A 10,372-nucleotide genomic window follows, 5' to 3' on the forward strand; every position below is an offset into this window, starting at 1 on the left:
AACCGGCAACGGCTATAACTCTCTCTATAGGAATTGAGAATTCATCCGTTTTCGAGCGAACGTATTTATACTGACAAAACAGTTAAAGATCAACAAATCAACCGTATTTTCCGAGCCATCGATTTAAAGCTACAAAGGTTAAGCAAAAACCGCAATCCGTGTTTTTTCTAGCATTAACATAAAGGCTTTTTCTAAGCATACAAAAATTAATAGAGGAAAAGTATGGGTTCATTGCTTTATTATCCCGTAGCTTTGTAACGGCTGAAATATTTGCAATGAATATGTTTCAGAATGGCCAAGGCATCAAATTAAACGAATTAATCAAAATATCTACCCATAGAACTATCTGACATTACTGCATTTCAGCAATCTAAAATCAAATAACAGTCTAAGTGTTTTGCCTGAACATGAATAGCGCACGGCATAGCACCTCAGCATTAAGGGCACGCTAGAGAAGATGACATTGATGGTTGTCTATTGAGTGCATGTTTGCAGGAGGTTCTATCGTGCAGTTAATTCAAAGCTGTCGGTCTCTAGTATTTGTTGATAGAAATGTTGACTTTCAAAGGACTCTTTCAAAGAGCATTTCTATATCAGAAACGAGCATTTATTACTTAGATACTGGCCGAGATACGATCGCCCAAATTTCAGATGTATTAGCTGTACATCCTGAAGTTAATACTTTGCATTTACTCAGTCATGGCTCACCCGGAAGTCTACAATTAGGCGACCTAAAACTTGACTTACAAAACCTAAATCAATATGCTCATCATTTAAAGAAGTGGTTTCGCTCGGTCAATACCGCTAATCTTGTCATTTATGGTTGCCGGGTCGCAGCAGGAGCCGTTGGCGAAGCTTTTGTCAGTGCGCTTCATCAACTCACCGGTGCTGCGATCGCAGCCTCCACTACACCCACAGGGTCAGCTCAACTAGGCGGCGACTGGGAACTTCAGTATCAGATCGGTCAACCCTCCTGGAGGCTACCTTTCAGTCAAGAAACCCTACAGAGCTATCCAGGTATCTTGGCCGCACCCGAGATTACCGATGCCGAGACTGCACCCCGGACAGGACTTGAAGATACCGACCTCGTTATCAATGGCATCACGATTAGTGACTCAGACAGTCCCACTCAGTCCGTTACGCTTTCTATCGCTAGTGGCACACTGACGCTGGCCAGCACAGGTGGTCTAACTAACGTTCTTGGCGACGGCAGTAATTCAATTAGTTTCGACGGCTCAGTGAGTGACGTCAATGCAGCGATCGCTGGACTCACCTACACGCCCGTCGGCGAAACAGATGGTGATTTCACCCTAAAAATTACGACATCTGATGGCGTCGATACCGCCAGTCTCGACGTTCCACTATCCATCACTCCCGTTAACGACGCTCCAACCCTTACACCTAGTCCAGCAATCGTATTAGAAGGCAACACGGTTACTTTTGCCGACGTCAATTTTGGTATCGCCGACGTTGATAACCTGCCTGTACAAATCATCATCAAAATTGACCGCTTGCCTGACAAAGGCGTACTTAGGCATAACGGTGCACCTGTTGTTGTTGGCTCCACGTTCTCGTCAGACCAAATTAGCGGTTTGGTCTACCATCACGATGGCACTCAAACCACCGTTGCCAATGGAACAATCGATGGTTTCGCAGTGACGGTTGACGACGGAGCTGGTGGCTTTGTTGGCAGCACTGACATCCCCATCACGATTGATCCTGTCAACCAGCCACCAAGTTTAAGCGGTGATGAAATCGTCTTTGAGGGCGAGACAAATCACAAAATTAATGTCACCATTGCGGACCCCGATCAAACTCAACCGTTCTCTGTTGAAATTCTAAGTCTGCCTACGGATGGCGTTCTTCAAGTCAATGGCATTGATGCTACAGTCGGGCAAATTTTGTCAGGTACGGACCTCGACAACATTACCTACAGCCACGATGGAAATGATGGACCGCTGAACGATGGCTTTCCTCTGGATGATAGTTTCGACGTACGGCTATCAGACGATGGCGGCGGCACAGGCGTTCCTGCCACGGTAGACACGACTATCGAACTGGATATTGTTCCTAACAATGATGATCCAACTCTGGTCAACAATACAGGGACAGCACTGGATTTGACGACAGGGCGTCATGTCACAATCACCAACGCCATGCTGCAGGTCACTGACCCCGATTCGTCAGATACTCAGCTGACCTACACCATCACTAAACTTCCTACAGAGGGTTTACTACTGAGGGAAAAGACGCCAGGCAACTTCGTCAGTCTAGTTGTTGGTTCAACCATCACTCAGGCTGATTTAGATGCTGGCAAGCTCTCCTACATCTTTTCCAACAATACGAACAGCGTCACCGTCCCCGATAGCTTTGAATTCACTGTCAGAGACGCAGAACTACGAAGTTGGCCTAGCTTGCGCGAAGGCGGCATCTATCCTGATGAGAACAGCAACACGCTGTCAGAGATCCCCTTCAACCTAACCATCAACTCAGATACACCTTCTGGCCCTGGCTTGGCAACAGACCAAGGCAACTATCCTCCAGACTCATTAGGCAGCCCACCCACAGGCGATACCCAAGGTGATCCTAGCGGCTACCACAGCAATGGTGTGGCCTTGCTAGAGGGAGATAGTGTTGCCATCACTAATGCTGAGCTGCAAGTTACAGACCCTGACAGTACGCCTGATCAAGTTATCTTCCGCCTTACGAATATTCCTGATGGGGGTACGCTACTGCTCGATGGCAATCCACTTGGGCTGTACGATAGCTTCTCTCAAAAAGATATTGATGACGGTAAACTTTCCTTCCAGCATGCTGGCGGTGAAATCTTTAACGACAAATTTGAGTTTTCGTTAAGCGATGGCGCAAACGTCACGACTGATAACAATACGCCATTCGAGTTCGATATATCAGTTACGCCCATCAATGACTCTCCTACCGCGACTGCTGGCGGTAATCCCTTCGTCAAGGAAGGGGAGAGTGTTGTCATCATTTCAGGCTCTCACTTATCTATCGGAGACGTTGACGGCACTGGACAAACGCCAACCTTCACGCCAACCCCTAACCCCAACTATGCCGACTCCAACACTCTGACCTTCAAGGTCACAACGCTGCCGCAACATGGAACGTTGAAAGTCAATGGTGTGGTGGTCGATGCCAATACGGTGATCACCAAAGCCGATCTGGATGCTGGCAATCTGGTGTATGAGCACGGCGGTGATGAATTCTTCTCAGATTTCTTTGAGGTTCAGCCTAACGACAACACAGGCACCGCTAATGAACTAGGGAACATTGAACGGGTCAACATTGACATCGCTACCGTCAACGACAATCCCTCTCCCCTCGAAGTCGTTCACCTAACGGTTGCTGAAGGTGAGGGCGATACCATCCACGGGTCGAATCCTCCAGTAGGTGCAGGTCCAGGTCGTCTCGTCTACCAGGATCCTGACAACACAACGGTTCAGAGACAGTATCTAATCACCGAGATTACTCAGTACGGCGCTCTCACCAAGAACGGAGCCGCGCTTGGGGTCGGCAGTGTCTTCTCGCAGGAAGATTTGGATAACAACCTAATTGAATACCTGCATGATGGGACGGAAAACTTCAGCGATCAGTTTAAGTTCCAGGTACGGGATGGCGGCGGTGAGGTTGTTCCAGGTACATACAACATCACTGTCAACCCTCCCGTTAATGATGCGCCAGAGCTAACGGTTCCAACCGATACACAAACCTTTGATACCACGACACCATTTGTCTTTAGCACGGGCAATGGGAATGCGATCGCCATTGACGATCCTGACCTATTCCCCACCGTAGATCCAGGTGAGACAGACCTCATTCGCGTCACCTTAAATCTACAGGACGCTCCGAACAGCACCCATGCCGCTAGCACGATCACCTTAGCCTCAAGCAACAATCTCACCATCACAGGCAACGATGGTACGCCAGGTGGACTGGTAACCCTTGAAGGCAAGTTGGCGGATGTGCAGGCAGCCTTGGAAGGAATGTCGATTCAGGTTCCCAACGACGAAGATCAGACGTTAGACCTTGTTGTCACCGTGGACGATCGCCTCGATCCTAACGATCCCTCCGCTGGCAACAATGGTGGTCGCGATCCCTCGGATGCGGTAGCGGGCTATAACGTCATCACGAAGTCCATTGCCATCAATGCCAGTAACGACAACGATCCGCCTGTTGTCACGGCTCCAGCATCAGCAGACGTCAACGAAGACGGCACCCTAGCCTTCAACGGCGGTGCAGGTACAGGCTTTGGCGGCCTGATTTCCATCGATGATCCGGATGACTTTGGTTCACCGATGCAGATCACCCTGTCTATTGACAGCGGTAGCGGCACCTTGAATTTACCAGGGGCAACCGATAACGGCACCGAAACTGTTACGCTCACTGGTTCAGAGTCTGAGATCAACGCGGCGCTACAGAACCTGGTTTATACGCCGACCGCAGACTTCAACGGCCCAGTCACCCTCACGACAACAGTAAATGACCTAGGCAACACTGGCGGCGCACCCCAGACCGATACCAAAACGGTTGCCATCACCGTTAATCCCATCAACGATCAGCCGGGAGTTACCGTTCCAGGGTTACAAGTTATCGATGATGGGACTCCGTTAACCTTTAATTCTGGCGATATCGCTATTTCTGATACTGTCGATTTAGATCAGGGTGCGTCTGACGCATTCAGCGTCACTGTCGCAGCAACGCAAGTTTCCGATGGTTCGCCTTTTGGCACGTTGGCAGCAACAGCCAGTGGCAGCGCCTCTGTGACCAACACGAGTCCCGATACGCTGACGATCAGTGGTACCCGTGACGATGTTAACGCGACCTTAGACAGTCTCAGTTTCACGCCCAGCGACTACAACGCTGATCAGACTATCGAGATTTCGGTCACTGTTGATGACAGCAATAATGGGGCCGAAGGGACAAGTAGCACTGGAGAACCAACCACTGACGCCGGTAGCTTCCTGGTCAATATTTCAGGCCAGAACGAGGCTCCGACGATTACACCACCTGCCAACACCCTAAGCGTTGCTGAGGATTCAACCCTCACGCTGACGGGGGCAGGCAATGTTTTCAGCTTTGATGACCCCGATGATTTTGGCGCTAACAATCTACAAGCAACGGTTACGGTTGATCACGGCACGTTGTCTCTGGTTGCCAACGATGGCACAACGGTTACTGGGGACAATACAAATACGCTGACCATTACAGGTACTGAAGACCAGATCAATGCGGCTCTAGACGGTCTCCAGTTCACTCCAGTCGCAGATTTCCACGGCATCAATGCCAACAGTGCAGATCTAACGGTCACGATTGACGACAAGGGCAACACAGGTTCTGGAGCCAACGGAGTTCATTCCCAGACCAAGACGATCGCAATCACGCCCGTCAACGATCGCCCCGTTGCCTCGGGCAGCATTACCCTCGCCGCAGGCACTGAAGATGTTACTCCTAGCAGCGCCGATACATTGTCAGCGCTCATTACCGCAAACAACAACTACAGCGACGCTAAAGACAATCAGACCGGGAACGGTGGCGACACTACGGAAACTGGGCTGAGTCATGTCGCTGTTGTCGGCAGCACGGGTTATGACGCTGGACAAGGTGCTTGGCAGGTCAGTGATGGAGCTGGCGGCTGGATTGATATTCCTGCAACAGGGCTATCGGAAACGAGCGCATTGGTCTTTCCAAAAGATCGTCAGATTCGTTTTGTCCCTGCGCCTGACTTCCACGGAACTCCTGGCAGCCTCAACATTCGCTTAGCCGATTCCAGTGCCGCCGTTACGTCCAGCAGTAACGCCGCAGACTTTCAGAATCTCACCACCAACGGCGGCACCACTCCAACTGGAGCTTGGTCTGAGGATGCTATCCCAGTTAGCATCACCGGCATCAATACCGTTAATGATGCGCCGACTATTACCGATCCGGCAACGCCTGCGGCTTTAGTCGCGATCGATGAAGACACAACTGCTCCCGTAGGCGACACGGTCAACGGCCTACTCGGCAGCAAATACAGTGATGGCCCTGACAATCAGAGTGCTATTTCAGGCGGTGGCAACACAGAGACGCCTCTAGCAGGCATTGCCATTATTAACAACACGGCTACCGACCCAGTCAATGAAGGCGTTTGGGAATATGACACCGGATCAGGATGGGTGCCTGTCCCCACGTCAGGCTTGAGCGATACGTCCGCCCTCGTGATTCCTGCAACTGCTGAACTGCGATTTGTACCCGTTGCTGACTATAACGGCACCCCGGGGCAGCTAACAGTGCGCCTCTCCGATGGCAATGGCTTCTCACCCGGCTCGGCTGTAGACATCTCTAGCGGCATTAATACCCCTGGTGGTTGGTCTGCTGACACCACTAATCTGGTCACCACGGTCAACCCAGTCAATGACACCCCCGACATTGCAGGCACCGCCGGAACCACTTTCGAAGAAGGGGATAGTGCAAAACTAGTCGCTACGGGCATCAGTGTGAGTGACGTTGATGCTCCTCATTTCAACGGAGGTAGCTTAGCGATCGCCCTTGATGGCTATCAGCCCGGCGACACGCTAGCCATCAACAACCAAGGAACGGGATCTGGAGAAATTGGCATCTCGGGCACGAATGTCACTTACGAAGGGGTAGTTATTGGGACGGTCACAGGAGGCACTGATAGTGACCTCGTTATCAACTTCACGTCTACAGCTGCTACACCGACTGCGGTAGAAGCGTTGGTTGAGCAACTGACCTACTTCACCAATAGCGACAACCCCACTGATTTTGGCAACGACCCCACTCGCGACCTCACCATTACTCTCAACGACGGTGGCAACACAGGTTCGGGCGGTGCCAAAGAGGACTTACTGACAGGGGTGATCACCGTCAACGCGGTGAATGATCCGCCCACAGTTGTAACCAGTGCTGGAACAACCACCTTTACAGAAGGTCAAAATGTCCCTTCAACTCCGGTTGTGATTGATCCAGCGGTCACCGTTGATGACATCGACAGCCTGACTCTGGCCTCCGCTGTCGTCTCAATCACCGCAGGCCATGAGCCGGAAGATGTACTTGCTTTCATCAACGACAACAGCACGCTATACGGCAATATCCAGGTTGATAATTTCAATCCCACCACAGGGGAACTGTCTCTATCCTCGTTAGGTGCAACGGCAACTAAGGCCCAGTGGCAAAACGTGCTGCAAGCCATCACCTACAACAACACGAGCGATACACCCGACGACACTAATCGCACAGTTTCCTTCAAGGTGAATGATGGTGGGCTGGAAAGTACGATCGCAACCAAAGATATCGTGGTCGTTCCGACCAATGACGACCCGACAGCCGTAAATGACACCAACAGCATCACTGAAGACACAGTTGCCCCCGTCACGGATGATCTCACACCTAATGCGAGTAGCCCACCCAATGACAGCGACCCGGACAACGACACGCTGACGGTGACTCAGATCCAGCATGGGTCAACCACTGAAACGGATCCTGCGGCTGACATTACAGGTGACTACGGCACCCTGGACTGGACGGGTAACGGCACCTACTCCTACACGCTCGACAACAAAAATCCAGCGGTACAGGGGCTGGATGACGGCGAAACGCTGACCGAAACTTTCACTTACGAAATCAGCGATGGTCAAGGTGGCACTGACACAGCCACTTTGACCATCACCATTGATGGCGTCAACGATGCTCCGGTTGTTGAGACGGCGATCGCCAACCAAAATACACCCGATGACACCACCATTGCACCCGTTGATATCTCGGGCAACTTCAGCGATCCTGACACGAATGACATCCTGACCTACACCGCAGTCGGACTTCCGCCAGGACTAACCCTTGACCCCAACACGGGCATCATCACCGGCACGATTGACAACAGTGCCTCTCAGGGTGGTCCCGGCAGCGATGGCATCTACTCCATCACCGTCACCGCCAAGGACGACAACGGCGAAACCGTTGATCAGGTCTTCACCTGGACGGTCACCAACCCGGCACCTACTGCGACTGACAACACAGCCGATGTCATCGAAGACACGACCCCCAGCGATAGCGGCGACCTCATCAGCGATGACGATGGTACCGGCGTTGACAGTGACCCCGATGGCGATACTCTAACGATTGCCCAAGTTCAGCATGGCTCAACTACTGAAACCGATCCCACACAAGACGTTACGGGCGACTACGGCACCCTGGACTGGAACGCCGATGGCACCTACACCTATACGGTGGATGGCAAGAGCACAGCCGTTCAGGCTCTAGATGAAGGGGAAACCCTCACCGAAGTCTTCACTTACACAATGGATGATGGAGAAGGCGGTACGGATACCGCAACGCTGACAGTCACGGTCAATGGCAGTAACGATGCACCCGTGGCAGGGGCAGCGATCTCTGACCAGAATAATCCCGACAGCACTACCATCACACCACTCGATGTCTCAGGTAACTTCAGCGACCCTGACACCACCGATGTCCTGACCTATACGGCAGCAGGACTCCCTCCAGGTTTGACTCTTGATTCCAAAACAGGTGAAATCACAGGAACTCTAGACTCTAGCGCCTCTCAGGGCGGTCCTGGCAGTGACGGCATCTACTCCATCACCGTCACCGCTAAGGACGACAATGGTGAAACGGTTGACCAGGTCTTTACCTGGACGGTCACCAACCCTGTTCCTACTGCGACTGACAACACAGCCGATGTCGTCGAAGACACAACTCCCAGCGATAGCGGCGACCTTATCACCGATGATGACGGCAACGGCGTTGACAGTGTCCCCGATGGCGATACCCTAACGATTGCCCAAGTTCAGCATGGCTCAACTACTGAAACCGACCCCACACAAGACGTTACGGGCGACTATGGCACTCTAGACTGGAACGCCGATGGTACCTACACCTACACGGTGGATGGCAAGAGCACAGCCGTTCAAGCTCTAGATGAAGGAGAGACGCTAACTGAGACCTTCACCTATACGCTGGACGACAGTGAAGGCGGGACGGATACGGCAACGCTGACGGTGACCATCACCGGTGAGAACGACGCCCCGGTTGCGGGGACAGCGATCATCAACCAAAACACGCCTGATGACACCGACATCACACCACTGGATATTTCGGGCAACTTCAGCGACCCAGACACCACAGATGTCCTGACTTACACCGCAGTTGGTCTACCGCCAGGGCTGACCCTCGACCCCAACACGGGCATCATCACAGGCACCATCGATAACAGTGCCTCTCAGGGTGGTCCTGGCAGCGACGGCATTTATTCCATCACCGTCACCGCCAAGGATGACAGTGGTGAAACCGTTGACCAGATCTTCACGTGGACCGTCACTAACCCGGCACCTATCGCGACTGACAACACAGCTAGTGTCGTCGAAGACACGACCCCCAGCGATAGCGGCGACCTCATCAGCGATGATGATGGCAACGGTGCAGACAATGACCCCGATGGTGACCTCCTCACCATCACACAACTCCAGCATGGCACCACGACTGAGACGAATCCGACAGTCGATATTCCTGGTGACTATGGCACCCTCGACTGGAACGCGGATGGGTCTTACACCTATGTCCTGAAGAATAGCGATCCCACCATCCAAGCCCTGGATGACGGAGAAACCCTCACCGAAGTCTTCACTTACAAAGTAGATGATGGGGAAGGTGGTCCGGATACCGCAACACTGACCGTCACAATCAATGGCAGTAACGATACGCCTGTGGCGGGGACGGCGATCGCCAACCAAAACAATCCCGATGACACCGACATCACACCGCTGGATGTCTCAGGTAACTTCAGCGATCCTGATACGAATGACATCCTGACCTACACCGCAGTTGGGCTACCGCCAGGACTGACCCTCGACCCCAACACGGGCATCATCACCGGCACGATTGACAACAGCGCCTCTCAGGGTGGTCCCGGCAGCGATGGCATCTACTCCATCACCGTCACCGCCAAGGACGACAGTGATGAAACCGTTGATCAAGTCTTCACCTGGTCCGTCACCAACCCTGTTCCTACTGCGACTGATAACGTTGCTGCTGTCATCGAAGACACGACCCCTAGCGATAGCGGCGACCTCATCAGCGATGATGACGGTAACGGCGTTGACAGTGACCCCGATGGCGATACCCTAACGATTGCACAAGTTCAGCATGGCTCAACTACTGAAACCGATCCCACACAAGACGTTACGGGCGACTATGGCACTCTAGACTGGAACGCCGATGGCACCTACACCTACACGGTGGATGGCAAGAGCACAGCCGTTCAAGCTCTAGATGAAGGAGAGACGCTAACTGAGACCTTCACCTATACGCTGGACGACAGTGAAGGCGGGACGGATACGGC

The 10,372-nt window shown here is 52.4% G+C and carries 1 protein-coding gene; it reads left to right on the forward strand.

The genetic code is table 11. The annotated features are described in order from the left end of the window. Nucleotides 1–506: 506 nt before the first annotated feature. On the forward strand, nt 507–10,372 hold a 9,866-nt coding region (locus PN498_RS10295), incomplete at its 3' end, for a cadherin-like domain-containing protein (protein WP_272062655.1).

Origin of the sequence: Oscillatoria sp. CS-180 (assembly GCF_028330965.1) — a bacterium.
Lineage (GTDB): Bacteria > Cyanobacteriota > Cyanobacteriia > Phormidesmidales > Phormidesmidaceae > Halomicronema.